Origin of the sequence: Methylobacterium aquaticum, from assembly GCF_016804325.1 — a bacterium.
GTDB lineage: Bacteria > Pseudomonadota > Alphaproteobacteria > Rhizobiales > Beijerinckiaceae > Methylobacterium > Methylobacterium aquaticum_C.
Window position 1 is genome coordinate 1,961,243 of the sequence record NZ_CP043627.1, and the last position, 25,354, is coordinate 1,986,596.

The 25,354-nt window shown below is 70.5% G+C and carries 17 protein-coding genes and 3 pseudogenes; 13 read left to right on the forward strand and 7 right to left on the reverse strand.

Annotated elements, in window-relative coordinates:
* Positions 1-308 precede the first annotated feature (308 nt).
* Positions 309-788 (reverse strand): MarR family winged helix-turn-helix transcriptional regulator, encoded by a 480-nt coding sequence (locus F1D61_RS08730; protein ID WP_246775790.1) that lies wholly within the window; start codon positions 786-788, stop codon positions 309-311.
* Between the two features lie 206 nt (positions 789-994).
* On the opposite strand from F1D61_RS08730, the gene F1D61_RS08735 reads away from it, so the two are divergent.
* A complete protein-coding gene (locus tag F1D61_RS08735) occupies positions 995-3,475 on the forward strand; it encodes a PAS domain S-box protein (protein ID WP_203157523.1) in 2,481 nt (826 codons plus the stop codon).
* A 386-nt stretch (positions 3,476-3,861) separates the two neighbouring features.
* On the opposite strand, the gene F1D61_RS08740 is transcribed toward F1D61_RS08735, so the two are convergent.
* The 3 genes from F1D61_RS08740 to F1D61_RS08750 all read right to left on the reverse strand — a co-directional run bounded on the left by F1D61_RS08740 (position 3,862) and on the right by F1D61_RS08750 (position 6,761).
* Positions 3,862-4,137, reverse strand: coding sequence for a type II toxin-antitoxin system ParD family antitoxin (locus tag F1D61_RS08740; protein ID WP_203157524.1), 276 nt, complete (start codon positions 4,135-4,137; stop codon positions 3,862-3,864).
* A gap of 144 nt (positions 4,138-4,281) precedes the next feature.
* Entirely contained in the window at positions 4,282-5,367 is a 1,086-nt protein-coding gene (locus tag F1D61_RS08745; RefSeq protein ID WP_203157525.1) for a tartrate dehydrogenase, read from the reverse strand.
* 14 nt (positions 5,368-5,381) lie between these two features.
* Complete coding sequence (locus tag F1D61_RS08750; RefSeq protein WP_203157526.1) at positions 5,382-6,761, reverse strand: aspartate aminotransferase family protein; 1,380 nt, start codon at positions 6,759-6,761, stop codon at positions 5,382-5,384.
* Positions 6,762-7,065: 304 nt separating this feature from the next.
* Here F1D61_RS08750 and argE point away from each other — a divergent pair, with 304 nt between their 5' ends.
* The 6 genes and pseudogenes from argE to F1D61_RS08780 all read left to right on the forward strand — a co-directional run bounded on the left by argE (position 7,066) and on the right by F1D61_RS08780 (position 15,035).
* Positions 7,066-8,211 (forward strand): acetylornithine deacetylase, encoded by a 1,146-nt coding sequence (gene argE, locus F1D61_RS08755; protein WP_203157527.1) that lies wholly within the window; start codon positions 7,066-7,068, stop codon positions 8,209-8,211.
* A 74-nt stretch (positions 8,212-8,285) separates the two neighbouring features.
* The gene (locus tag F1D61_RS08760) at positions 8,286-8,588 is read left to right on the forward strand and encodes a hypothetical protein (RefSeq protein ID WP_203157528.1); all 303 of its coding nucleotides are present in this window, start codon (positions 8,286-8,288) and stop codon (positions 8,586-8,588) included.
* 136 nt (positions 8,589-8,724) lie between these two features.
* Complete coding sequence (locus tag F1D61_RS08765; protein WP_203157529.1) at positions 8,725-10,551, forward strand: hypothetical protein; 1,827 nt, start codon at positions 8,725-8,727, stop codon at positions 10,549-10,551.
* A gap of 137 nt (positions 10,552-10,688) precedes the next feature.
* A complete protein-coding gene (locus F1D61_RS08770; protein ID WP_203157530.1) occupies positions 10,689-12,125 on the forward strand; it encodes an aldehyde dehydrogenase family protein in 1,437 nt (478 codons plus the stop codon).
* Positions 12,126-12,130: 5 nt separating this feature from the next.
* Positions 12,131-13,285 carry a CaiB/BaiF CoA transferase family protein gene (locus F1D61_RS08775; protein ID WP_203157531.1) on the forward strand — a complete coding sequence of 385 codons (1,155 nt, stop codon included), beginning with the start codon at positions 12,131-12,133 and terminating at the stop codon, positions 13,283-13,285.
* Positions 13,286-13,524: 239 nt separating this feature from the next.
* Positions 13,525-15,035: pseudogene (locus F1D61_RS08780) on the forward strand (fumarate hydratase).
* A 250-nt stretch (positions 15,036-15,285) separates the two neighbouring features.
* Here F1D61_RS08780 and F1D61_RS08785 read toward each other — a convergent pair.
* Both F1D61_RS08785 and F1D61_RS08790 read right to left on the reverse strand, forming a co-directional pair.
* The gene (locus F1D61_RS08785; RefSeq protein WP_203157532.1) at positions 15,286-15,906 is read right to left on the reverse strand and encodes an HdeD family acid-resistance protein; all 621 of its coding nucleotides are present in this window, start codon (positions 15,904-15,906) and stop codon (positions 15,286-15,288) included.
* 203 nt (positions 15,907-16,109) lie between these two features.
* Entirely contained in the window at positions 16,110-16,247 is a 138-nt protein-coding gene (locus F1D61_RS08790) for a hypothetical protein (protein WP_203157533.1), read from the reverse strand.
* Between F1D61_RS08790 and F1D61_RS08795 the strand changes: the two are divergent.
* Positions 16,239-17,521, forward strand: a pseudogene (locus F1D61_RS08795) (HlyD family secretion protein). The gene F1D61_RS08790 and the pseudogene F1D61_RS08795 sit on opposite strands and share 9 nt — an antisense overlap.
* 70 nt (positions 17,522-17,591) lie before the next feature.
* A pseudogene (locus F1D61_RS08800) lies at positions 17,592-19,121 on the forward strand (DHA2 family efflux MFS transporter permease subunit); the annotation flags it as partial.
* Positions 19,122-19,274: 153 nt separating this feature from the next.
* On the opposite strand, the gene F1D61_RS35035 reads toward F1D61_RS08800, so the two are convergent.
* Complete coding sequence (locus F1D61_RS35035; protein ID WP_348649437.1) at positions 19,275-20,573, reverse strand: transglycosylase SLT domain-containing protein; 1,299 nt, start codon at positions 20,571-20,573, stop codon at positions 19,275-19,277.
* Between the two features lie 344 nt (positions 20,574-20,917).
* Between F1D61_RS35035 and F1D61_RS08810 the strand changes: the two genes are divergently transcribed.
* From F1D61_RS08810 to F1D61_RS08825, 4 genes are all read left to right on the forward strand, one after another.
* Positions 20,918-22,108, forward strand: coding sequence for an inositol-3-phosphate synthase (locus F1D61_RS08810; RefSeq protein ID WP_203157534.1), 1,191 nt, complete (start codon positions 20,918-20,920; stop codon positions 22,106-22,108).
* Between the two features lie 2 nt (positions 22,109-22,110).
* Entirely contained in the window at positions 22,111-23,037 is a 927-nt protein-coding gene (locus F1D61_RS08815) for a hypothetical protein (protein ID WP_203157535.1), read from the forward strand.
* Between the two features lie 109 nt (positions 23,038-23,146).
* The gene (locus F1D61_RS08820; protein WP_203157536.1) at positions 23,147-24,319 is read left to right on the forward strand and encodes a class I SAM-dependent methyltransferase; all 1,173 of its coding nucleotides are present in this window, start codon (positions 23,147-23,149) and stop codon (positions 24,317-24,319) included.
* Entirely contained in the window at positions 24,319-25,353 is a 1,035-nt protein-coding gene (locus tag F1D61_RS08825; RefSeq protein ID WP_203157537.1) for a Gfo/Idh/MocA family protein, read from the forward strand. Before F1D61_RS08820 ends, F1D61_RS08825 begins: the two co-directional genes overlap by 1 nt.
* Position 25,354: the final 1 nt, after the last annotated feature.

Consider the following 25,354-nt stretch of genomic DNA (forward strand, 5'->3'; position numbering starts at 1 on the left):
GCCCGATCGCAGACCTTCATCCCACCTATGACCTCATCCTGAGGTGTTAGTCGATTGAAAATCGACTGACCTCGAAGGAGGCCTCCAGAAGATGCTGCGATTCCTGGAGTCCTCCTTCGAGGCTCCTTTCAGTCGCACCTCAGGATGAGGTCATGGATAGGATATATCCTGCAATTTACGGCGTTATGAAAGACGATCCCACTCAAGCAGGCTCTCGGGATGAGGTCGCGGGTAGAATAGAAAAATTATCGCGATCCCCTTCTCTTAAGTCAAATAGACTCCGAGATATGCCTGGACGAGATGAGGCGTCAGCTTGCTCGATCGGGTTCCGACGCGGCCTCGTGCCTCTCCCCGAACGTCGTCCGGAACTCCGGCAGCGCCAGCTCGTGCAGCAGGTCGCGCAGCAGAGCCGCCCGCTCCGGCCCGAAGGCGGCGTCGAACCGGTCCTGGGCCGCCCGCCACAAAGGTGTCGCCTCCGCGAGCTTGGCGGCGCCGGACGTCGTCAGGGCGATGCGCCGCGCCCGGCGGTCCCGGGGGTCGGGCACCACGCTGAGATAGCCGTCGCGGGTCAGGGGCTTGAGGGTGTGGGCGAGGCCCGAGAGGTCCATCACCATCGCCTCGGCCAGTTCGCCCATGGTCGGGGTGCCGAGGCGGCGGATCATCCCGAGCAGGCCGTATTGCGTCGTGCGCAGGCCGCTCGGCGCCAGGGCGTCGTCGTAGAGCTGCCCGACGCTGCGCGTCGCCCGGCGCAGGGCCGCGTTGCTGCAACGGGTCGGTTGGATCGTCACGCGCGCCTCCCGCCCCGCCACGGCGGGGCCGCGCCCAGATATGCGGCCTTGCCCGCCCCGCCGCAATGCGGGCGCGACCCCCCGCCTGCGTCGATGGTCGCGGGGCGGACGGGTGGAGACGGGCGGCCCGCCTCCTCTATATGGGACCCGGGGATGAGGCGATGGGCGCGGACGGGCCGCGCGGCGCCGCTGCGGGTGGGAGAGGAATGACGGATCCCGGACACGTCCCGGACCTCGTCGCGGAGAATGCGCGGTTGCGCGCCGCCCTGGCGGCCTCCGAGCGGGCGCGGGAAGAGGCCGAGGCGGAGGCCTCCGCCGCCCGGAGCGAGCGGGCGATGGCGGACGGACGGGGTCCGGTCCGGAGCGGCGGCTTCCTCGTCGATCCGCGCCTGCGCGCCGCCCTCGACATCGAGACCGTCGGGGCGATCGTGTTCGACATGGCCGGCCGGGTGATCGAGGCCAACGACGCCTTCCTGGCGATGAGCGGCTACGACCGGGACGACCTGGAGCGCGGCCTGCTCTCGGGCCGCATCCTGGTACCGCCGGAATGGCAGGCCGTCTCCCGGGGCGTCATCGCCGAGCTCCAGGCGCGGGGCCGCTCGGCCTCGACCGAGCGCGAATACCTGCGCAAGGACGGCTCGCGGTTCTGGGCCTTGTGCGCGGCGACCCGCCTCGACGACGGCAGCGGCTTCGAGTTCATCATCGACATCACCGGCCGGCGCCGGGCCGAGGAGGCCCTGCGGCGCAGCGAGACGCGCTACCGCACCCTGTTCGAGGCGATCGATGCCGGCTTCTGCGTCGTCGCCCTGCGCTTCGATCCCGAGGGCCGGGCCGAGGATTACCGCTTCCTGGAGGTGAACCCGGCGTTCGCCCGCCAGACCGGCATCGCGGACGCGGCCGGGCGCTGGATGCGCGAGATCGCTCCGGACCACGAGCCGCACTGGTTCGACCTCTACGGCCGGGTGGCGCTGACCGGCGAGCCGATCCGCTTCGTCCAGCCGGCCCGGGCGCTGGGCGAGCGCTGGTACGAGGTCCATGCCTTCCGGGTCGACGCGCCGGAGGACCGGCACGTCGCGATCCTGTTCAACGACATCACCGCCCAGCGCCGGCTGGAGGAGGCCCTGCGCGGCCTCAACGAGACCCTGGAGCGTCAGGTCGCGGCCCGCACCGCCGAGCGCGACCGGATCTGGCAGGTGAGCCGGGACATGCTGGGGGTGGCCGATGCCGACGGGGTCTGGCTCAGCGTCAACCCGGCCTGGACGGCGACGCTCGGCTGGCGGCCCGACGAGGTGGTGGGGCAGACCTCCGCCTGGCTCGAACACCCGGACGACCTCGACCGCACCCGGACCGAGATCCGGCGCCTCGGCTCCGGCGAGCCGACCCTGTCGTTCGAGAACCGGTTCCGCACCCGGGACGGCGGCTACCGCACCCTGTCGTGGCGGGCGGTGCCGTTCGAGGGCAGCCTGTACTGCGTCGCCCGCGACGTCACCGAGCAGCGCGATCGCGCCCAGCGCCTCGTCCAGGCCGAGGAGGCACTTCGCCAGTCGCAGAAGATGGAGGCGGTGGGGCAACTGACCGGCGGCGTCGCCCACGACTTCAACAACCTGCTCACGATCATCCGCTCGTCGGTGGACTTCCTGCGCCGGCCCGAACTGCCGGAGGCGCGCAAGCGCCGCTACCTCGACGCGGTCTCCGACACGGTGGACCGGGCCGCCAAGCTCACCGGCCAGCTCCTCGCCTTCGCCCGCCGCCAGGCGCTCGCCCCCGAGGTGTTCGACGTCGTCGCCCGCCTCCAGGGTGTGGCCGACATGCTCGACACGGTCACCGGCGCGCGCATCCGCGTGGTGACGAAAGCCCCCGACCGGCCGTGCTTCGTGCGCGCCGATCAGAGCCAGTTCGAGACCGCGCTCATCAACATGGCGGTCAATGCCCGCGACGCGATGGAGGGGGAGGGGACGCTGACGCTGGCCGTGGCCTGCGGGGCGGCCAAGCCCGAGATCCGCGGCCACGCCGCCGCAAGGGGGCCCTTCGCGGCGATCTCGCTGACCGACACCGGCACCGGCATGAGCCCGGCGGTGATGGAAAAGATCTTCGAGCCGTTCTTCACCACCAAGGAGGTCGGCAAGGGCACGGGCCTGGGGCTCAGCCAGGTCTTCGGCTTCGCCAAGCAATCCGGCGGCGACGTCGACGTGACGAGTGCCCCGGGCGAGGGCTCGACCTTCATCCTCTACCTGCCCGAGGTGGCGGCGCCCGCCGAGGGAGCCGAGGCGCCGCCGGTGGACGAGGGCCTGGCGCCGGCCCGGGCCGGCCAGCGGGTGCTCCTCGTCGAGGACAATGTCGGGGTCGGCCGCTTCGCCGCGCAGATCCTCGGCGATCTCGGCTACGTCGCCACCTGGGTCACCAGCGCCGAGGCGGCCCTCGACGTGCTGGGCCAGGATGCGGCTTACGACGCCGTGTTCTCCGACGTGGTGATGCCCGGCATGGGCGGCATCGAACTCGCCAAGGCCCTGCGCCGGCGCCATCCCGGCCTGCCGGTGCTGCTCACCTCCGGCTACAGCCACGTCCTGGCGCAGGAGGGCTCCCACGGCTTTCCGCTCCTGCACAAGCCGTACTCGGCCGAGCAGCTCTCGCGCATGCTGGCGAGTGCCATCGGGCAGCGGCGGAGCCATACCACCTCGGCGGGGTGAGAGAGCCCGTGCCGCACCGCATCCCAGCCGCCGGCACCCGGGTCATACCGCGAGTCCATGTCAGGATCGTAGAGCCTCGATCACCACGGCCGGAGAGCCTGTTCGAATTGGCCGACCGGACTGAAACCCTCGGTGTCATCCCGGGGCCGCGTAGCGGAACCCGGGATCCATAACCGTTGGCCTTTCAGGATGAGGCGGAACGCTGACCGTCTCGTTCGGCGCCGTCAGCGCTTATGGATCCCGGGTTCTCGTCTTCGACGAGCCCCAGGATGACGAGGAGAGATGTCGATGTGTGTAGATCGATTGACGCAACCGCTCAGACAGTCTCTCGGGATGATGTAGCCGGTAGGATAACTGCAAATGTCTCAAAATTTGAGTAGGTGATCTTACGCATCACGGCCGGTGGTCTTCAGGTGTTCCGCATGATACGCGCACAATTCCTCGAACACCCGATCGGCGGGAATGGGAAGGCTCGGATCGTTCAGAGCCTCTTGCACATTCTGGCGGAGCACGGCTTCGAGGGCCGCCTCTTCCCGATCGAGGGCGCGTAGACCTGCCCGCACGACCTCGCTGACGGACGCGTAGGCACCCGGTCGGACACGCGCCTCCACCTTCTCCTGCATCTCGCCCAGGGTGACGGTGATTGGCTTGCTGCTTCTCATCGAGGCGCCTCCGTTCCGCGCCTCATCGGATCACGCTGCATGACGATGTCATACAGATCCGCCAAGCGAGCAGATCCGCCAAGCGAGCAGATCCGGCAAGTGAGGTTGGGCGGGACGGCGGACCATCCGGCCCAACCTCGGTTCTCACGCCGCCGCGAAAGCCCGCAGCACCGCCTCGGCCGCCTCGCGGGTCGAGGCCGTGCCCTTGAGGTCGCGGGTGCGCGACGCCGGATCGCGCAGGGCCGTCTCGATCGCCGCCACGATGGCGTGGGCGGCGTCCACCTCGCCGAGGTGTTCCAGCATCATCGCGGCGGTCCAGATCTGGCCGACCGGGTTGGCGATGCCCTGACCCGCGATGTCCGGCGCCGAGCCGTGGACGGGCTCGAACAGCGAGGGGAAGCGTCCCTCCGGGTTGATGTTGGCGGACGGCGCGATGCCGATCGTGCCGGTGCAGGCGGGGCCGAGATCCGACAGGATGTCGCCGAAGAGGTTCGAGCCCACCACCACGTCGAAGCGGTCCGGATTCAGCACGAAGTGGGCCGTCAGGATGTCGATGTGGTACTTGTCGCGGCGAACCTCCGGGTAGCGCTCGCCCATCGCCTCGACCCGCTGGTCCCAGTACGGCATCGTGATGGCGATGCCGTTCGACTTGGTGGCCGAGGTCAGGTGCTTCTTCGGCCGGGACTGCGCGAGGTCGAAGGCGAATTTCAGGATCCGGTCGACGCCGTGACGGCTCATCACCGTCTCCTGGATCACGATCTCCCGCTCGGTGCCCGGATACATCGTGCCGCCGACCGACGAATACTCGCCCTCGGTGTTCTCGCGCACGACGTAGAAGTCGATGTCGCCGGGCTCGCGGCCGGCGAGCGGGCAGGGCACGCCCGGCATCAGCCGGACCGGGCGCAGGTTGACGTACTGGTCGAACTCGCGCCGGAACTGGAGCAGCGAGCCCCAGAGCGAGATGTGGTCCGGCACGGTGGCCGGCCAGCCGACGGCGCCGAAGAAGATCGCGTCGGTCGGCGTCAGGAGCTCCTTCCAGTTCGCCGGCAGCATCGTGCCGTGCTCGGCGTAGTAGTCGCACGAGCCGAAGGCGTGGTGCTCGAGATCGAGGCGGAACCCGAACTTTTCGGCGGCGGTCTCCAGGATGCGGACGCCCTCCGGCACCACCTCCTTGCCGATGCCGTCGCCGGGGATGACCGCGATGCGGTAGTGACGGTTCTGATCGCTCATGGTGGAAAACCTTCTCACGCCAGCGCGGCGCGCACGTCGGCGACGGCGAGGACGTCGTCCAGCGTCTGCTCGAAGCGGGCGAGCAGGGTGTCGATGTCCTCGTCCGTGCAGCAGAGCGGCGGCGCGAAGCCGACGATGTCGTCGGCGAAGGCGCGGAAGATCACGCCGTTCCTGTAGCCGAGCCGGGCGAGGTGGCCGGAGATGCCGAGATCCGGCGACGGCTTCGTGCGCTTCGCCTTGTCGGTGACGAGTTCGACGCCCGCGAGCAGGCCGCGCACCCGCACGTCGCCGACGAGGGGATGGTCGGCGAGGCGCTTGAGGCCGGCGGTGAAGCGCTCGCCGGCGCGCCGCCCGTTCTCCAAGATGCCGCCCTCGGTGTAGAGCCGCAGCACTTCGAGGCCGACCGCGGCGCTGACCGGGTGGGCCGAGTAGGTGAAGCCGTGGCCGATCGGCTTGCCGGCCGGCGCGTGGTCGGCGATGGCGCGGTAGATCCGGTCCGACATCAGCACCGCGCCCATCGGGCTGTAGCCCGAGGTCAGGCCCTTGGCGGTGGTCATCAGGTCCGGCACCACGCCGTCATGCTCGCAGCCGAAGAGCGGGCCGGTGCGGCCGAAGCCGGTGATGACCTCGTCGGCGACGAACAGGATGTCGAGGTCGCGCGCCGCCTCGCGCATCGCCTTCAGCCAGCCGTCCGGCGGCACGATCACGCCGCCCGAGCCCTGGATCGGCTCGGCGAAGAACGCCGCGACGTTGTCCTGACCCAGTTCCTCGACCTTGGCCTTGAGCGCTGCCACGGAGGCGGCGATCACCGTCGCGTCGTCGTCGCCGGCCGGGTTGCGGTAGGGATAGGGCGAGGGAATGTGGTGCTGGAGGGTGGTCGGCGCGTCGAAGTTGTCGTGGAAGGACTGAATGGCGGTCAGCCCGGCGCCGATGGTCGAGGAGCCGTGATAGCCCCGCTCCAGGGCGATCATGTGCTTCTTCGTCGGCCGGCCGGTGACGTTGTAGTAGTAGCGGATGAACCGCACCGCCGAATCGACCGCGTCCGAGCCGCCGAGCGTGAAGTAGACGTGGTTGAGGTCGCCCGGCGCCAGTTCGGCGAGGCGGGCGGCGAGCCGGATCGCCGGCTCGCTGGAGAAATGGAAGTAGCCGGTGGCGTAGGGCAGCCGGCGCATCTGCTCGGCCGCGACTTCCACGATCGAGTCGTGGCCGTAGCCGACGTTCACGCACCACAGGCCCGAGAAACCGTCGAGCAGGGTGTGGCCCTCAGCGTCGGTGAGCGTCGCGCCCTTGGCCGATTGCAGCACCGTGGCGCCGCGCGCCTCGTGCCCCTTCCACGAGATCACCGGGTGGATGAGGTGATCGCGGTCGAGCTCGATCAGGGAATTGGGGCGCATGGCTCAAGGGCTCCGGGGCGGCGATGCCCGGGAGACTAAGCGGGAGTCGCGGGATTTTCCGCCGATCTGGCCCCGCGGCGCCGCGCGGGGTGCGGGTTTGGCGGGGGTGGGCGGCAGAAATGATGGTGGGTGGCCGCCTGGAATTGTCACCTGGCAACTCGCTCGGAGCCCCGCCCGCGGGGGACGGTCCGTTCCTGCCGCGTCGGCCATCGCCTGCCGCAGGTTCTGCCGCGGGGGACGGCTTTCCGCCGGAGCCTGCCGGAGCCCCGGGGCTATGATGTCGGCACAGCCAGCGAGAGCCCCGATGACCGACGCCGCCGCCCTCCTCTCCGATCTCGTCGCGATCCCCTCCGTCTGCCGCACGCCGAACGGCACGATCGTGGACCTCGTGCGCGACCATCTCGCCCGCCACGGCGTCGAGGCGACCGTGCTGCCGGGGCCGGAGGGCGACCGCGCCAACCTGTTCGCCACGATCGGCCCGCGCGACATGCCGGGGATCATCCTGTCGGGCCATCTCGACGTGGTGCCGGCCGGCGAGGGCTGGACCGGCGACCCGTTCTCCTTGCGCCGGATCGGCGACCGCCTGGTCGGGCGGGGCGCCGTCGACATGAAGGGCTTCGTCGCCTGCATGCTCGCGCTCGTGCCCGAGATGGTGCGGGCCGGGCTCACCCGGCCGATCCACCTGGCTCTCTCCTACGACGAGGAGGTCGGCTGCGTCGGCGTCCGCCACATGATCGCCCGGCTGCCCGAACTCTGCGCGGCGCCCGAAGGCTGCATCGTCGGCGAGCCCTCGGAGATGCAGCCGGTCCTGCGCCACAAGGGCAAGGTGGCGGGGCGCCTCACGGTCCGCGGCCGGGCCGGCCATTCCTCGCGGCCGGACCTCGCCGACAACGCCGTGCATCTCGCCGCGGACGTCATCGGGCTGGTGCGCAGCCTGCACGAGGGGTTCGGACGCCAGGGGCCGTTCCACCCGCTGTTCGAGCCGGCCTCCTCGACGCTCCAGGTCGGGGTGATCCACGGCGGCACCGGAGTCAACGTCGTGCCCGACACCTGCCGGGTCGAGTGGGAGGCCCGCGCGGTGCCGGGAGTCGATCCGATGACGATCCACGATGCGTTCCAGGCCGGTATCGACGGTCTCGTGGCGCCGCTCCGGGCGGCCGGCCGCGTGGTCGCGGTCGAAGGCGAGATCCTGTCGCTCTACCCGGCCCTCGATCTGCCCGACGACGCGCCCTTGCGCGGTCTCGCCGAGGTCTGGTCGGGCAGGCCGGCGCTGGGAGCGGTGAGCTACGGCACCGAGGCCGGCCTGTTCCAGGCCGCCGGCATCCCGTCGATCATCTGCGGACCCGGCCGCATCGCCGAGGCGCACCGGCCCGACGAGTCGATCGGCCTGTCCGATCTGGACGAATGCTGCGCGATGCTGCGCCGCGTCATCGCTCATCAAGTCAAATAATGTCGAACCGGACCAGTTCGCGCACGTTGTCGGGTCCAGGATCAACCGAATCCAGGATCCGACAGGAGAGCAGCATGCGTTCGATTCTCGCCGGACTCGCCGCCGGGCTTCTCGTCGCCGGCGCGGCCTCGGCCCAGACCGCCGCCCCGACCACCGCGCCGGGCCCGATGGGCAACGGCACCATGCAGACCGGGCCCGCCGCCGCCGGCACCGTCGCGCCGATGCCGAACAACACCGGCGGCACCGCCGGCGGCGTGATCGCGCCCGGGCCGAACGGCGCCTCGACCATCACCGGCAACTCGGCCGCCGGCGGCAATGCCGGCCAGCCGTCCCGGGCGGTGCCGCAGGGCAGCGGCAATAGCGGCTCCGGCCGGTAATCCGACCGCCGCGAGGCGCGGTTGGAGCGCGCTGCGCTCCGTCCGCCTCTTGGCAACCGGTCGTGGCCTCGGCAGTTTGAGGGAAGAAATCCCCGGAGCAGTCCGGGTCGGCTCCCGCTGCTGCCGAGGTTGTTCCATGGCCAGGACCGTCACGACATCTGCCGGCAAGAAGGCCGCCGGCAACAAGGCTGCTCCCACCGGCAAGGCTGCTCCCACCGGGAAGACGGCAGCCAAGAAGGCCGCTACCAAGAGGGCGCCCGGCCGGCAGGTCTCGCCCGGGCGATCCGCCGAAGCGATCGCCGCGGACGGGGATGCGATGTCCCGCACGCTCCTGACCGTCCTCGCCGACCAGCTCGCCGAGGCCGTGCGGTCCGGCGCGCCCGCCGCGCCCGTCCCGGGCATGATGGCCGAGTTCGTCTCCCTCGACGGCGCCCCGGAGGCCCTGTTCGATCTCCTGATGGAGCAGGGCCGCAGGAAGCGGCGCGACGACGACCGCTGCACGGCCCTTCTGATGCTGCTCGGCAGCGCCCTCGGCGAGGCCCGGATGGCCGTCGAGGCGGAGCCGGGAGGCGCGGCCGCGGTAACCCTCCTGACGCTGTTCGAGCGCCTGGAAGAGGCCGCCGAGACCGGCACGCTGCCGCCCGACCTCCTCCTCGGCATCGCCCATCAATTCGTCGCGGCCCGGCTGCCCCTGCCCGAATCGATGCGCGATCTGATCGCCGGGGCTGCCCTGGACTCGGTGGAGGGCGCGGAGCCGCCAACCCCGGAGGAGATGGCGGCCGATTTCGCGCAGGCCGCCGAGGCGATGGATCACGACCCGTTCCTGATCCACGGGCAGTTCGCCGAGCAGTTCGCGGTCTTCCCCGACGCGGTCCGCATCGTGTCGGTCGGCATCATGATCGACTCGGACGTGCCGGCGATGCGTGAGGCGGCACTGGGCTGGCTCCTCGATCCGGACCGGGAGATCGCCCGGGCCGTGGCGGAGCGCCTCGTCGCGGCCGCACGGAAGGGGCAGGTCTCGGCGGTGAGCGCCGGCCGGCTCGCCGCGATGCGCCCCTGGCTGCCGGATGAGCTCCAGGAGCCCGTCGGTGCCGCGATCGCGGCCTGCCGCGAGCGGGGCGGGACCTTGCGGCCGGCCGAAGGCTCCGCGCCGGCGCGCGTCGTACGCTTCATTGCCACCGGCTGCGACGGCGGTGGGGCACAGAGCGTCTTCGCACTGGTGGACGAGACCGACCGGCACGTCTTCGCCGCTCTTCTGATGAAGCACGGCCATGGCCTGCGCGAGGCGATGCTGCAGGACGATCTCGGTCGCCAGGGCGCGGCCCAGTTCCTCGGCGAGGTCGCGCGGACCATCGACTGTGTCGATACCTCGCCGGATTTCGTCCGCGACCTGATCGCCCATGGCCTCGCCACCGGCCTGGCGGGGGGCGAGCCGCCGCCCTTCGAATTGCTGCGATTTCTCGACGCCGTCGGCCTGCCGCCGATCGCCCCGGCGCGGCTGGAGGCCGGCGCGATCGTGGCGCAGCTCCTCGACGGGCTGCCGGAGGAGCGCCGCTCGGAGGCGGCGACCAAGGCGGCACTCGCCGCCTCGGCGACCTGGGCGAAGGCCTATCACTTCCCGGCCAGCTGGTTCGAGACCGACATGGCGACGATCGTCGCCACGACGCTCACCGCCGGCCGCAAGAAGCAGGGCGCGGTGCTCACCCGGATCGTCGGTCCGCGGCGGTCGCATTGGGGCGAGCAGCTCGCCTGGATCGCCAAGGCGGTCAAGGGTGGAGCGGAACGGGGTGGGGCGGACGGCGGGACCATGGTCGGGCGCAGCCGGCGCAAGCTGCCGGCCTCCGAGGCCTGGATCGATCTCGCCCTCGTCGCCCGGGCGTTCCTGGACGAGACGCCGATCGAGGACATCCCGCTCGCCGCCGAGATCGCCCGGCAGACCCTGTCGGCGCAGCGGCACTGGTGACGGTGCGCGCCATATCCCTTTCCTATCGCGCGCGCCCGTCGATCGTATTGGAATCCCTCCTCACGGCGCGGTAACACCGCGCCCAAGAGTTGGCCGGCCGCCCCGAATGGCGGCCGGCCGCCACGGGAGGAAGACGCATGAACGCCCACCAGCACTTCATCGGCGGCGCCTGGATCGGCAGCGAGGCGAGCCTGCCGGTGCTCAACCCGTCGCACGGCCAGGAGATGGCCCGCATCGCCCGCGGCGGCGCCAAGGAGATCGACGACGCCGTCAAGGCCGGCCACGCCGCCATGGACGGCGAGTGGGGCCGGCTCGACGCCGCCTCCCGCGGCCGGCTGATGCTGAAGCTCGCCGAGCTGATCCGCCGCGACGCCGAGATCCTGGCGAAGATGGAGAGCGAGGATGTCGGCAAGCCGATGACGCTCGCCCGCAACGACGCCCAGGTCTGCGCCCGCTACTTCGAGTATTACGGCGGCGCCGCCGACAAGGTGCACGGCGACACGATCCCGTTCCAGAACGGCTTCACCGTGATGACCGTCTACGAGCCGCACGGCGTCGTCGGCGTGATCGTGCCGTGGAACTATCCGCTCCAGATGACCGGCCGCTCGGTCGCCCCGGCGCTCGCCATGGGCAACGCTGTGGTGCTCAAGCCCGCCGAGGACACCTCGCTCTCGGCGCTGCACCTGGCGAAGCTCGCCGCCGAGGCCGGCTTCCCGGCCGGCAGCCTCAACGTGGTCACCGGCCTCGGCGAGGAGGCGGGCGCGGCTCTCGCCTCGCACAAGGGCATCCACCACATCAGCTTCACCGGCTCGCGCGAGGTCGGCACCCTGATCCAGACGGCGGCCGCCAAGAACACGATTCCGGTGACGCTCGAGCTCGGCGGCAAGTCGCCCCAGGTCGTCTTCGCCGATGCCGACCTGTCGGAGGCCGGCACCGTCATCGTCAAGGCGATCACCCAGAATGCCGGCCAGACCTGCTCGGCGGGCTCGCGCGTGGTGATCGAGGACACGATCTACGACAGCTTCACCGCCGACCTCGCCAAGCGCTTCAAGGACCTGCGGGTCGGCTCGGGCGAGCAGGACCTCGATCTCGGCCCCGTGGTCAATGCCAAGCAGTGCGAGCGGGTGCAGGGCTACATCGATCTGGCCCGCCGCGACGGCCTGACCATCCTGGCCGAGGGCGAACTCGGCACCAACGTGCCGGGGGAGGGCTACTACGTCCGCCCGACCCTGATCGGCGACGTGCCGCCGGACCACCGCCTGGCGCAGGAAGAGATCTTCGGGCCGGTCCTGGTGGCGATCCGGGTGCGCGACGAGGCCGAGGCGCTGAAGGTGGCCAACGGCACCGAGTACGGGCTCGCCGCCGGCATCTGGACCCAGGATCTCGGCAAGGCCCTGCGCCTGTCGAAGGGCATCAAGTCGGGCCAGGTCTTCGTCAACAATTACGGCGCGGGCGGCGGCGTCGAACTGCCCTTCGGCGGCGTGAAGGGCTCGGGCCACGGCCGCGAGAAGGGCTTCGAGGCCCTGTACGGCTTCGGCTCGATGAAGATGATCGCGATCAAGCACGGGGTCTGACGATCATGGCTGCGGGGACTTCGGCGGCGGGGAGTGGGGTGAGGCCGCTCGAGGGCCTCACCGTGGTGGCGCTCGAGCAGGCGGTGGCGGCACCCTACTGCTCTTCGCGCCTGGCCGATGCGGGCGCCCGCGTCATCAAGATCGAGCGGCCCGAGGGCGATTTCGCCCGCGGCTACGACGCGTCGGTGAACGGCTTGGCGAGCTACTTCGTCTGGCTCAACCGCGGCAAGGAGAGCCTGGTCGCCGACATCAAGGACCCGGGCGACGCCAGGCTCCTGCACGCGGTGCTGGAAAAGGCCGACGTGTTCATCCAGAACCTCGCGCCGGGCGCCGCCGCCCGGGCGGGTTTCGGCTCGGACGAGCTGCGCGCCCGCTACCCCCGGCTCATCACCGTGGACGTGACCGGCTATGGCGCGGGGCATTCCTACTCGGACATGAAGGCCTACGACCTGCTGGTCCAGGCCGAGAGCGGGCTTGCCGAGATCACCGGCCATCCCGCCGGTCCCGGCCGGGTCGGGGTGTCGGTCTGCGACATCGCCTGCGGCATGGCGGCCCACGCCGCGGTGCTGGAAGCCTTGATCGCCCGCGGCATCACCGGCGAGGGGACCAAGCTCGAGGTCAGCCTGTTCGACGGCATGGCCGACTGGATGAACGTGCCGCTGCTCTACTTCGAGGGCACCGGCCGGGCGCCGCAGCGGGTGGGCCTGGCCCACCCGTCGATCTGCCCCTACGGCGCCTTCCCGACCCGGGACGGGGCCCTGGTGCTGATCTCGATCCAGAACGAGCGCGAATGGGCGAAGTTCTGCACGTCGTTCCTGCGCCAGCCCGACCTTCCCGCGCGGGCGGGCTTCGAGAGCAACAACGCCCGGGTGGCGAACCGGCCCGCGGTCGACGCGGTGGTGGCGCAGGCCTTCGCCGCGTTGAGCCGCGACGAGGCGGCGGATCGGTTGCGCGCGGCCGGCACCGCCTTCGGCTTCGTCAACGGGCTCTCCGACCTCGTCTCGCATCCGGCACTCAGGCGGGTGACGGTGGAGACCCATGCCGGCCCGGCCTCGATCGTCGCGCCGCCGGCCTTGCGGAACGGGCAGGCGCCGGTGCTCGGCCGGGTGCCGGGGATCGGCGAGCACAGCGAGGCGATCCGGCGGGAGTTTGCGGCGTAGCTTCGCTCTCACGTTGACTAGTGGAGCACTCACCCCTCTCCCGTGTGGGAGAGGGGCTGGGGGTGAGGGTGCTACGGTTCAGAATTGATCTCGACCGTGAAGCTACCAGCACGACGCTCAGCGTCTCATCCTGAAGCGTATCACCCTCACCCCTACCCCTCTCCCACACGGGAGAGGGGATCCCGCGCTCTGCAAATAAAAGGTGCGGTAAATCCTGTAACCATTTCGGGAGGACCACCATGGCCACCATCCGCGAAGACGACCTGGTCGCCTCCATCGCCGACGCCCTGCAATTCATCTCGTACTATCACCCGGCGGACTACATCCAGAACCTCGCCGAGGCCTGGCGGCGCGAGGAGAGCCCGGCGGCGCGGGATGCGATGGCGCAGATCCTGGTCAATTCCCGCATGGCCGCCTTCGGCCGGCGGCCGATCTGCCAGGATACCGGCACGGCGCAGATCTTCATGAAGGTCGGGCTCGGCGCCCGCATCGTGTCGAACCGCTCGCTCCAGGAGATCGTCGACGAGGGCGTGCGCCGCGCCTGGCGCGAGGAGCGCAACCCGCTGCGGGCCTCGGTGGTCTCCGAACCCCTCTTCGGCCGCCGCAACACCGGCGACAACGCACCGGCCATGCTCCATGTCGAGATGGTGGCCGGCGAGCATGTCGAGGTCCACGTCGCCGCGAAGGGCGGCGGGTCGGAGAACAAGGCGAAGTTCGCCGCCCTCAACCCGAGCGATTCCGTCGCCGACTGGGTGGTGCGCACCGTCGAGACGCTGGGGCCGGCTGGTGCCCGCCCGGCATGCTCGGCATCGGCGTCGGCGGCTCGCCCGAGAAGGCGATGACGCTCGCCAAGCTCTCGCTCCTCGATCCGATCGACCTGCCGCAGATCCGCGCCCGCGGGCCGTCCTCGAAGGAGGAAGAGCTGCGCCTCGAGATCTTCGAGCGGGTCAATGCGCTGGGTATCGGCGCGCAGGGGCTCGGCGGGCTCACCACCGTGCTGGATGTGAAGCTCAAGACCTTCCCGGTCCACGCCGCCTCGCTCCCCGTCGGCCTGATCCCGCAATGCGCCGCCGACCGGCACGCCCATTTCACCCTCGACGGCAGCGGGCCCGCGGTCTTCACCCCGCCCTCCCTCGATCTCTGGCCCCAGGACATCAGCGTGGCCACGGCCGCGGGGCGGCGGGTCGATCTCGACCAGCTGACCCGCGAGGAGGTCGCGACCTGGCGCGCCGGCGAGACCCTGCTGCTCTCGGGCCGCCTGCTCACCGGGCGCGATGCGGCGCACCTGCGCCTGACCCGGATGCTGGCGGCGGGCGAGGCCCTGCCGGTCGATCTGCGCGACCGGGCGATCTATTATGTCGGCCCGGTCGATGCGGTCGGCGACGAGGCGGTGGGGCCGGCCGGCCCGACCACCGCGACCCGGATGGACAAGTTCCTGGAGCCGATCCTGTCGCAGACCGGCCTCCTGGTGATGGTCGGCAAGGCCGAGCGCGGTCCCGCCGCCGTCGGGACCATCGCTCGCCACGGCGCGGCCTACCTGATCGCGGTCGGGGGCGCCGCCTACCTCGTCTCGAAGGCGATCAAGTCGGCGCGGGTGCTCGCCTTCGACGATCTCGGCATGGAGGCGATCCACGAATTCATCGTCGAGGACATGCCGGTCACGGTCGCGGTGGACGCCGCCGGCACCTCGGTGCATCGCGACGGCCCGGCCCGCTGGCGCCGCCCGGTGCGGGAGATGGCGCCGGCCTGAGACGCTTGTTCTCGAAAGTGCAGGGCTTTCCAAGAAAAGGAATGGCGCGGGTTCCCCCTCCCCCCTCTGCGGGGGAAGGTGCCCGGCGGAGCCGGGTGGGAGAGGGGAACCACGCTTCCGGTAAACACTGAGCCGTTCTGAAGGGCGCTCTCTGGATCAGCGTCGCGCCGCCCCTCTCCCGGCCTGCTCCGCAGGCCACCCTCCCCCGCGGAGGGGGGAGGGGAAACCCGCGATACCGGTCACCGGTCGCTCACGCCCGCCGCATCGCCCCACCCGTCCCGACATGCCGGCTGCGCAGCCGGAAGGCGAGGACCAGCATGAAGGCCCCGAAGGCGATGGCGTAGCCGCCCATCCAGTAGGTCAGGACGAGGAGCGACAGGGCCGGGCTGGCGATCAGCGCGATCGCGAACAGGACCGAGAGCGCGCCGCCGATCCCCAGCCACCAGCGGCCGTGGTCGAGGTGGAGCCGGAAGGCCGCGGCGATCATCAGCGCGCCGGTCACCAGCGCCCAGGCGGCGATGAGGTAGACGAAGGCGACGAGCGCACTGCCCGGCATCAGGAAGGCGATCACGCCGACCAGGATGTTGAGCAGGCCGGCCGCCAGGAGATAGCCCCAGCGCTCGTGCCTTTCCGCCGCCCGGACCGCGGCCACGATCTCGGTGATGCCGTCGACCAGCATGTAGGCCGAGAAGAAGATCACCAGGGTCAGCAGGGTAGCGCCGGGCGCGATGAGCGCGATGATCCCGAACAGGATCGCGAAGGCGCCGCGCAGGGCGATCAGCCACCAGTTGCGGGCGAGCACCGCGCTCATCGCGTTCAGCCGGGCGAGCGGATCGATCGTGCTGCCGTAAGGGGAGGCGCCGTCAGGCATCCTGTTCGGAAGGGGTGAAGCGGTACTCATGCGATCATCCTCCGGTCACGAGGGCCGCCAAGGTCCGGCCTTGCACGGAGTGAACGTGGATGAATCGCGGCCGTTCCGTTAGCTTTTGGTAACCTTACGTTTCTGCAAATCCGGCTTGCCTGCCTCGCCCTGCTTCGGGCCGGTTCTCGCGCCCCACGGCCTGCGAGCCCGGATCATCCCGGCGCCTGCCCTGCTTTTTTGCCGCGCTGCGGAACCGACGCGTTCGCGGCGGCGTCTTCCATGCCGAGGCGGGCGCCTTGCAGGTTCGCCGGGTTTTCGATCCCGCGCGTGGAAATCACCACATGTTGCACGATCAGTCCGGGGCGGAGGCTCCCGCGGAACGGGCCGCGTCGGTGCCCGCTGCGGCGCGGGGCGACGAGGCGCAGGCCGAGAACACGCGCGCCCTGCGCGACAACACCCGTGCCCTGCGCGAGCACATGCCGCAGGACGAGGCCGCCGACGACAAGTCCGACGGGACCGGGCGGGGCGACGAGGAAGGCGAGGGTTCGGGCAAGGACTCGGGCAAGAACTCAGGCAAGGATCCGGACAAGAAGAAGCCGAGCATCATCCGCCGCCACCCGCTCTGGTTCGTGCTCGGTGCCGTGCTGCTCCTCGTCGCGGGTGCGGCCGGTTACTGGTACTGGCTGACCTCCGTGCATCCCTACGAGAGCACCGACGACGCCTTCGTCGATGCGCGTCAGTTCGCGGTGGCGCCGAAGGTCTCGGGTTACATCACCGCCGTACCCGTGACCGACAACCAGCATGTCGAGCCCGGCGCGGTGCTGTTCCAGATCGACAAGCGCGACTACGACGTGGCGCTCCAGCAGGCCCAGGCCCAGGTCCAGGCGGCGCAGGCCCAGATCCAGGGCTTCGAGGCGCAGATCCAGGCGCAACAGGGCAGCATCCAGGAGGCCAAGGCCCAGGTCGAGCAAGCCAAGGCGGCCTTGCAATTCGCCAAGCAGGATGCCGCCCGCTACCAGGACCTCGCCCAGCGCGGCGCGGGCTCGGTTCAGCAATCGCAGCAATCGACCTCGAACCTGCAGCAGCAGCAGGCGAGTTTCGATCGCGCCAACGCTGCCGTCACGGTGGCGCAGCGCCAGATCGGCTCGCTCCAGGCGCAGAAGGCCGGCGCCGAGGCGAGCCTGGCGCAGGCCCGGGCGCAGGTGGCGCAGGCCAGGCTCAACCTCGCCTACACGACGATCACCACCGCCCAATCCGGCCGGGTGGTGCGGCTCACCGGCGCCGTCGGGCAGTTCGCGCAAGCGGGACAGGCGCTCGGCATGTTCGTGCCGGACGACATCTGGGTCACGGCGAACTTCAAGGAGACCCAGATCACCGACATGCGGCCCGGCCAGAATGTCGACATCGAGATCGATGCCTATCCGGAGCGCAAAATCACTGGAAAAGTCGCCTCGGTGCAGCCGGGCTCCGGCACCGCCTTCAGCCTGCTGCCGGCGGAGAACGCCACCGGCAACTACGTCAAGGTGGTGCAGCGCGTGCCCGTGAAGATCACGGTCGAGGACTGGCCGAAGGACGTCTCGATCGGCCCGGCATGTCGATCGTGCCGACGGTGCGGGTCCGCTGAGGGGTTTGCCGTGAGCGGTCAGAACCCTGCCGACAGCGCCGCCGGCGACCACAATCCCTGGATCATCGCCATGGTGGTGGCGCTCGCCACCTTCATGGAGGTGCTCGACACCACCATCGCCAACGTCGCCCTGCGCTACATCGCCGGCGGGCTGGCGGTCGGTCCCGACGAGGCGGCCTGGGTGGTGACGAGCTACCTCGTCGCCAACGCGATCGTGCTCACCGCGTCGAGCTTCCTCGCCAAGCGCTACGGGCGCAAGGCCTTCTTCATGGCGGCGATCGCGCTGTTCACCGTCTCGTCGGTGCTGTGCGGCCTCGCCTGGAGCCTCGAATCGCTGCTGTTCTTCCGGATCCTCCAGGGGCTCGGCGGCGGCGGCATGGCGCCGCTGGCGCAGTCGATCCTGGCGGATTCCTTCCCGCCGGAGAAGCGCGGCCAGGCCTTCGCCCTCTACGGCGTCGCGATCGTGGTCGCGCCCGTCGTCGGCCCGACCCTCGGTGGCTGGCTCTCCGACCAGTATTCCTGGCACTGGTGCTTCCTCATCAACGCACCCGTCGGCGTGATCGCCCTGTTCCTGGTCTGGTGGATGGTCCAGGACCCGAAATCGGCGGTCGAGGAGCGGAAGCGCCTGCGCCGCGAGGGCGTGCGCTTCGACATTGTCGGCTTCATCCTGGTGGCGACCTTCCTCGGCTCGCTCGAGGTCGTCCTCGACGAGGGCCAGCGCAAGGACTGGTTCGGCTCGAACCTGATCGTGGTCTTCGCCTGCCTGATGGTGGCGTCGTTCGTCGCGATGATTCCCTGGGAGCTGAACCACAAGAACCCGGTCATCGACCTGCGCCTGCTGGGCCAGCGCCAGTTCGGCTCGTGCTTCCTGGTGATGCTCGCCACCGGCGCCATCCTGATCGCCACGACGCAGTTCCTGCCGCAGCTGCTCCAGGATTACTTCGGCTACACCGCGACCTGGGCCGGCCTGGCCTTGTCCCCCGGCGGCATCGTCACCGCGATGATGATGTTCGTGGTCGGCCGCCTCTCGGGCTTCATCCAGCCGAAATACCTGATCGCGACGGGGGCCACCATCATCGCCTTCGCGATGTATGACCTCACTAACCTCTACGGCGATCTGAATTTCGGCTTCTTCGTCTGGTCGCGGATCTATATCGGCATCGGCCTGCCGATGATCTTCCTGTCGATCACCTCCGCCTCCTACGAGGGGATCGCCAAGGACCAGACCGACCAGGCCTCGGCGCTGATCAACGTCGCCCGCAACGTCGGCGGCTCGATGGGCGTGTCGCTGGCGCAGAACATCCTGGCCTACCGCCAGCAATTCCACACCAGCCGGCTGGTCGAGCACGTCGTGCCGTCGGAACCCGCCTACAAGGAGACCCTGAGGGCCGCGACCCAGTTCTTCGCCACCCGCGGCGCCAGCACGGTCGATGCGCAGAACCAGGCCATCGCCTGGATCGGCCAGCAGGTCCGGACCCAGTCGGCGTTCCTGGCCTATATCGACGTGTTCTGGGCGCTCGCCATCGTCTCGGCCTGCGCGGTGCCGCTGGCGATGATCCTCAAGAACGTGAAGCGCGGCGGCGACGCCCCGGTCGGGGGCATTGAGGGCCGGTTAAAAAATCCTGAACGGGCCGGAACCGGGCGGCGTATCCCGGGTTGTTGCAGTGTCTCCGGTGCGCGGACCGTCCTGCCCCGTGTGCCGCATCTCCCGGCCGCTTCGCTCAAACAGAGGCCGAGGAACGAAGGACCCGGATCAGGGCAGCTGGCTCAAGGCCGCGGGCGGCGCGTCGCTCGGCCTGCGGGTGTCGATCTGCTCGGCGATCGCCGTGACCGGCTGATAGAGGTCGAGGCGCTGATCGATCATGCCGTCGAGGCGGTCATACACCTCGGCGACCGTCAGGCTGCGCGTCTTCCGGCCTTCGCGACGAAAAAAAAGGCTCTTGTTCGCCCGTGCGGCGGCCCGGAACGAGGCCTGGGCCGGCTGGTGCGGGTTCTCGGCCGTCAGTTCCATGAACTTGCCGGCGCTCGCCGCCCCCAGGAAGTGGGCGAAGTAGCATTCCGTCGGCTTCAGGTCGCGGCCGAGGCGCTGCTCGACGCGATTGCGGTCGCGCTTCATCATCTCGCCGGCCATCAGGCTCGCGGCATAGGGGTCGCGCCGCAGGGCCAGCACCCGGCGCCGGTCGGCCTCCTTCAGCACCACCAGCGTGCCGCCGCGCTTCTCGATCAGATCGGCCTCCGCCGCATAGCCGTGCTTGGCGCCGAAGCTGCGCACCAGTTCGAGCCAGGTGCCGGTGAGGAACTGGAACAGCCCCTCCGCCGTCGAGGTCGCCGCGCGTACGCTCGGCTGGAAGCTCGATTCCTTGTCGGCCAGCGCCATCAGGTAGACCGGATCGGTCTCGGTCTCGCGGGCGGCGCGCACGATGGTCTCGACCAGGACCCGCGGCACCTTCTTGTCGCCGAAGATCACCAGCCCGTCCGGGGTCACCTCGGGCAGGGCCATCACCTCGGGTAGGGAGATGTCCTCGGCGGGGGCCGTCTCCTGCGGCAGCACGATCTCCCGGGCCAGCGAGGCGTCCCGTAGCGGCGCGGTTCCGGCGCCGGGCGCATCGTCGCCGAGGACGGTCGTCTCGCCGGGCGACACCGTCTCGTCGCGGCCGGCCTCGCCCTGCATCTCGCGATGCAGGCGCTCGAGGTCGTCGCGGATCAGTGCCGTGGTGCTCGGGGTTTGTTCGATCAGGGCCGGGCCGCGCCAGTCCGGCGACAGGCCGCGGGCCTCGAGCGGAAGACGGGGAGCCGCGAGGTCGATCCGGTCATGCGCTTCCGCCGCCGGGGCCACGGCATCCTGCGGCAGGCAGGCCGCGAAGGCGACGCCGACGGCCAGCACTGCTACGGCCTTGCGGCTCAGCGCGGCGGCGACGGACCGGGTCCGGCTATGCGCTCCGGAATGGTGGCCTTCGCGGGCATCGAGCCAGCGGATGGTGTCGGTGCCCGTCTCGGGCACGAGTCGGCCTGCGTCGTCGGCGCGGGGCGCCGGCTCCGGGTAAACCCCCATCTCCAACCTTTGTCCTTGCCGTTTGTCCTGGGCGCGTGTCCGGCCCCGAGGGGCCACGCCGTGTGTTTCGTGCTTCGCTCGTCGGCACCTCTGGCCGCCCGGTGTGTCCAGAATGGGACGAGGCCGGGGCGGGCCGTGAGGCCATTTTGCGGCGCCGTTTCTCTCGGGATGGTTAACGAGACGGTAAACGGGGTGTCCCGGGGGTCGCGAGGGCACGAAAAAATCGTGCGCGCTACGGAACCTAATACTCCCCCGAGCATTCCTACTCGCCACGCGGAGCGAGCGAACGATTGCTCCACCGCCCCGTCCGGGGTCCGCGGCCCAGAAGAGGACAGTCCCTACCGATGAGCATGCAGCCCGGTCGGCGCGTCGGCGTCGCTTTCGTCGGGATGGGGGGTGCTGTCGCCACCACCGCCATCGCCGGCATCGAGATGATCAAGTCCGGCTCGAATCGTCTCGACGGTCTGCCCCTTGCGGGCCACGCGGTGGCCGGGATGGTCGGTTACAAGGATCTCGTCTTCGGTGGCTGGGACCTCAACGGCGACGACCTCGGCGCCGCGGCGACCGGCCACGGCGTGCTGACGAAGCAGGACATCGAGAACGGCGCCCAGGTGCTCAACGGCATGAAGCCATGGCCGGCGGTCGGCAGCGCCAAGTTCTGCAAGAACATCGACGGCGGCAACCGCATCGTCGCCAAGGACCACCGCGGGGCGGTGGATTGCATCGCCGACGACCTCAAGCGCTTCCGCGAGGAATCCGGCGTCGACGACGTGGTGGTCGTCAACCTCGCCTCGACCGAGCGCTGGCCCGACCTCGACGACCCGACGCTGAATTCGGCCGCCGCCTTCGAGCGCGGCCTGGATGCGAGCGACGAGGCGATCAGCCCGGCGATGCTCTACGCCTATGCGGCGATCAAGAACGGCATTCCGTATGCCAACTTCACCCCGTCGGTCGCCGCCGACGTGCCGGCGCTCGTCGATCTCGCCCGGCAGATGAACGTCCCGGTCGCCGGCAAGGACGGCAAGACCGGCCAGACCATGATGAAGACGGTGCTGGCCCCGGCGCTCAAGTCGCGGGCGCTCCACGTCGACGGCTGGTTCTCCACCAACATCCTCGGCAACCGCGACGGCCTCGCGCTCAACGACAAGGACTCGCTCCAGTCCAAGCTCAACACCAAAGGCACGGTGCTGGACTCGATCCTCGGCTATCCGGTCGAGGATCACCTGGTCCACATCCACTATTACCGGCCGCGCGGCGACGACAAGGAGGCCTGGGACAACATCGACGTCACCGGCTTCCTCGGCCAGCGGATGCAGATCAAGGTCAACTTCCTCTGCAAGGACTCGATCCTGGCCGCCCCCCTGGTGATCGAGATCGCCCGCGTCCTCGACCTCGCCAAGAAGCGCGGCGACGGCGGCGTGCAGGAGCAGCTGTCGCTGTTCTTCAAGGCGCCGATGGTCAAGAACGGCAACAGCCCCGAGCACGCCTTCGGCGCGCAGGAGCGCATGCTGCTCGACTGGCTCGGCGTCCACTAGGGATGGCTGAAAGCCTGAACTCGGCGGGCGGGGCTCAGGCCCCGCTCCCTCTCCGCGAGCTTCTCGTGGAGCTCAACGACATCAAGCGCGTCCGGTCCGCCGGGCGCGACGGTTCGATCGCCGAGCGGTTGTTCCTCCAGGCCTGGGCGGCGCTGACCGGCGGGGCCGACCCGGCGGCGCTCGCCCTCGACATCACCGCCAAGGCGCTCGCCGCCTCCCGCCTCGGCGACCTCGACGCGGCGTTCCTGGGCGTCGCCGGCCTCTCGCGGGCCCAGGCCTCCGCCGTGCTGGTGCGGGGCTTCGACGAGGTGGCGGGCTCGCTCGATCCGGTCCTTGCGGGGCGCCTGCGCGCCTGCCTGGCGGAGCCGCGGGAGTGGGAGGCGGGCCCCGTGCCCCAGTTCGCCCTGCTCCAGGCCGACCAGCCACGGGCCGGCGTGACTTGCCCGGGCAAGCCGCGCATCCTGCTCGAACCGCCGGAGAACCACGCCGAGCATTGCCTCGTGGTGGCGGCCTACGGCGTCGCGCTGAGCCCGTTCTACGGTGCCGACCCGACCACAGTGTTCGTCGCCGCCCTCGCCCATCACCTGCACAACGCCCTGATGCCGGATGCCGGCTTCACCGGCGAGATCCTGCTGGGCGACCATCTCGATGCGGTCATCGCCGCCTTGAGCGAGCGGGCCCTGTCGGAACTCGACGCGCCGTTGCGGGGCCTGGTCGCCTCATCGCGAAGGATCCTGGCGGATGACCGCACGGCGGAGGGACGCGCCTTCCACGCCGCCGACGTGATCGACCGGGTCCTGCAGATCGCCCAGCACCTGCGGGCGGCCTCGCTCACCATGGATACGGTGCTCGGCGAGATGGCGCTGGTGCACGAGGGTCCGGTGAAGGGCTTTCACGACCGGGTGCTCGCCGACATGCGGCTCCCGTGACGAGGACAGCGGACGCCCACCGGAGTCCGCATGTCCTTGGGCGTTCGCGCCCGCGCCCTATCTCCCGTCAGAGCCTGCCGCAGGGCGGGCGCCGCGAGGAAACGCATTCGTGATCCCGTTCGGGCTCCTCTCGCCGGTCACCGGCGAGGCGCTGCACCACGATACGCCCCACTCCCTGCGCGAGGGCAGGCGCGGCCCGCGCTGGCCGGTGGTCGACGGCATTCCCTACCTGCGGATCGGCCGCGACGATGTGATCGGGGAGGTGCTGGGCCATCTCGACAAGGGGGCTCCCGGCCATGCCCTCGAACTCCTCCTCGCCGACCAGGACGATTGGTGGACCGGGCCCAAGGCCGATCCCGCGACCTTGCGCGATCTCGTCCGCGAGATGAAGTACGTCTCGTTGCGCGAGGCTTGCGCCCGCCTCGGCTGGGGCCGGGTCGGCGACTACTTCGTCAACCGCTGGAGCGACCCGACCTATCTCGCCGGCCTCGCCCTGCTGGAGGCGCACTGGAACAAGCCGCTCTGCGCCTTCGAGCTGGCCTGCGGCATCGGCCATTACCTGCGCGAGCTGCAGGGGCGGGGCGTGCGGGTGTCGGGCGGGGACGTGGTCTTCTCCAAGCTCTGGGTCGCCCGCCACTGGGTCGCCGGGCAACGGCCGCAACTCGTCTGCTTCGACGCCGCCTCGCCGCACTGGCCGATCGACCAGGCGCCGGTCGATCTCGTGATGTGCCACGACGCGTTCTACTTTCTCCCCGAGAAGGCCCGCATCCTCGAAGCGTTGCGCAAGACCGCCGGCGAGGAGGGATGGCTGGCGCTGAGCCACGTCCATAACAGCGCCCGGCCCGGCTTCTCCGCCGGCCACGCGGTCTCGGCGACCGAGATCGGGGAGCTGTTCCCCGACGGGCTCGTCTACGACGACGACGAACTGACCCGGGCGCTGGTCGAGGCCCGCGCCCCGGTTCCGGCGGAGCCGGCCGCCCTCGACCACGTCGAGGCCTTCTCGGTGGTCTGCGGGCCCGGCATGCGCCCGGCGCCCCGCCCCTTGGTCGATGGGCTGACCCTGCCGCAGGAAGGGGCCACGTTGCGCCTCAACCCGCTCTACGCGCCCGATCCGGCGGGGGGCCATGCCATCGCCTGGCCCTCCGAGCGCTACCGCGACGAATATGCCGCCCGCGCCACCTATCCGCTGCGCTCCGAGGGGCCCGAGACCCTGGAGATGACGCCGGACACCCTCGAGCGCGCCCGCACCCGCGAGTTCGTCGACCTGCCGGAGCGCTGGTGATGGGGGATTCGATCGGCTGGGGCATCGTCGGGTTCGGCTGGGTCGCCCGGGACTTCATGGCGCCGGCGATCCGGGAGGCCGGGCACCGCCTCGTCGCCGTCTGCGATCCGGGCGCGGAGGCGCGGGCGGCCGCCGCCGATCTCGGTGCCCGGGGGCACGCCGATCTCGCCGGTCTCATCGCCGAGCCGGAGGTCGAGGCGGTCTACGTCGCGACGCCCAACCATCTCCATCGCGGCGCCGTCGAGGCCCTGGCCTCATCCGGCAAGGCGATCCTGTGCGAGAAGCCGATGGCGGCGGCACTGCCCGACGCCGAGGCGATGGCGGCGGCTGTCGCCCGGACCGGCGTGCTCTACGGCACCGCCTTCGACCAGCGCCACCACCCGGCCCATCGCCTGTTGCGCGACGCGATCCGCGCCGGCCGGGTCGGCACCGTCACGGCGGTCCGGATCGTCTATGCCTGCTGGCTCGACAGGGGCTGGACGGCGATTCCCGGGCAATCCAACTGGCGCATCGACCAGGCCCAGGCCGGCGGCGGCGCGCTGATGGACCTCGCCCCGCACGGCCTCGACCTGACCGATTTCCTCCTCGACGAGCCGATCCTCGACATCACGGCGCTGACCCAGGCGAGGGCGCAGGATTACGCCGTCGATGACGGGGCGCTGCTGATCGGCCGGACCGGCTCCGGCGTGCTGGCGAGCCTGCACGTCGCCTACAATTGTCCCAACGCGCTGCCACGCCGCCGCCTGGAGATCGCCGGCACCAGGGGCCTGCTCGTCGCCACCAACACGATGGGGCAGGAGGCGGGCGGGAGCGTGACCTTCACGGACGGGGCCACGGGCGAGACGACCCCGCTCTCCTTCGACACCCAGGCCTCGCCGTTCCTGGAGCAGGTCCGGGCCTTCGGGCGCGCGTTGCGCGATTCCTCCGGGCGCGGCGCCTGGTCGGCAGAGCGCGACCTCCACACCATGCGGCTGCTGGCCCGCGCCTACGCGGCATCCCCCTCGCATCGTACTGCCGTATCTCCGGAATGTTGAG